The 1,768-nt window shown below is 44.3% G+C and carries 1 protein-coding gene; it reads right to left on the reverse strand.

Features of this window, described 5'->3' with window-relative positions:
* Positions 1–1,735 (reverse strand): DNA gyrase subunit A (gene gyrA / locus AB4653_RS22780; protein WP_372105390.1); only part of this gene is annotated, 1,735 nt, incomplete at its 3' end.
* Positions 1,736–1,768 lie beyond the last annotated feature (33 nt).

Genomic DNA, 1,768 nt, shown 5'->3' on the forward strand with positions numbered 1-1,768 from the left:
GCTCAATGTAATCCTCATCTTTCATCTTAGTTGCACTCTTACCTTTACCACCACGACGCTGAGCTTCGTAGTCGCTTAGGATTTGGTACTTAACGTAACCTGCGTTAGAAAGCGTTACTACCACGTCTTCTTGAGCAATTAGCTCTTCCATGTCGATGTCATGAACCGCTGCTGTGATTTCTGTACGACGTTCGTCGCCATAGATATCACGTACCGCTTCAAGTTCTTCACGGATCACTTCCATCAAACGCTCAGTGCTTGCAAGGATATGCATTAGCTCAGCGATCTCTTCTAGAAGTGCTTTGTATTCGTCTAGAATCTTCTCGTGCTCAAGGCCAGTTAGGCGGTGAAGACGAAGTTCTAGAATAGCTTGCGCTTGAGTTTCCGTTAGGAAGTATTGACCATCACGGATACCGTATTGGTCTTCAAGCCAATCTGGACGAGCTGCATCAGTACCAGCACGTTCAAGCATTGATGCAACGTTACCAAGATCCCAACCACGAGATACTAGACCAACTTTAGCTTCTGCTGGTGTTGGTGCGTTCTTGATCAGTTCAATGATTTCATCAATGTTTGCAAGCGCTAAAGATAGAGCTTCCAAGATATGTGCACGGTCGCGCGCTTTCTTCAATTCGAAGATAGTACGACGTGTCACAACTTCACGACGGTGATCAACAAAACACTTCAACATATCTTTAATGTTGAAAAGTTGTGGTTGGCCGTTGTTCAGAGCAACCATGTTGATGCCGAAAGTTGTTTGCAGTTGAGTTTGTGAGTAAAGGTTGTTTAGTACAACTTCACCGACAGCGTCACGCTTACATTCAATAACAATACGCATACCATCTTTATCAGATTCGTCACGCAGTGCACTGATGCCTTCAACTTTCTTGTCTTTTACAAGTTCTGCAATCTTCTCGATCAGACGAGCTTTGTTCACTTGATATGGAATTTCAGTAACGATAATTGTTTCTTTACCGTTCTTTTCCATTTCAATGTTCGCGCGCGAGCGCATGTAAACTTTGCCACGGCCAGTCTTATATGCATCGACAATGCCCTTACGGCCACTGATTAATGCTGCTGTCGGGAAGTCTGGACCCGGGATGTAGTCCATTAGCTCATCAATAGTGATGTCTTCATTATTGATAAATGCTAAACAGCCATCAACAACTTCGCCAAGGTTATGTGGCGGGATGTTGGTAGCCATACCTACTGCGATACCAGAAGCACCGTTAACCAATAGGTTTGGTATTTTTGTTGGTAAAACTGCTGGTATTTGCTCGGTTCCATCATAGTTAGGAACGAAGTCAACCGTATCTTTATCAAGATCCGTTAATAGCTCACCAGCTATTTTTGACATACGAACTTCGGTATAACGCATTGCCGCAGCTGAATCGCCGTCAACCGAACCAAAGTTACCTTGGCCATCGACTAACATATAGCGTAGTGAAAACGGCTGAGCCATACGAACAATTGACTCGTATACCGCACTATCACCGTGTGGGTGATATTTACCGATTACATCGCCTACTACACGAGCAGACTTTTTATATGCTTTGTTCCAATCATTACCTAATACATTCATCGCGAACAAAACGCGGCGGTGTACTGGTTTTAGGCCATCACGCACATCTGGAAGGGCACGACCAACGATGACGGACATCGCGTAGTCTAGGTATGAACCTCTAAGCTCATCTTCAATATTTACGGGCGTGATCTCTTTCGCTAGATCGCTCATAGAGCCATTTTCCCTCTATAGTCAGATCGTATT

The sequence above is a fragment of the Vibrio sp. 10N.222.48.A3 genome (assembly GCF_041475345.1).
GTDB classification, from domain to species: domain Bacteria; phylum Pseudomonadota; class Gammaproteobacteria; order Enterobacterales; family Vibrionaceae; genus Vibrio; species Vibrio tasmaniensis_A.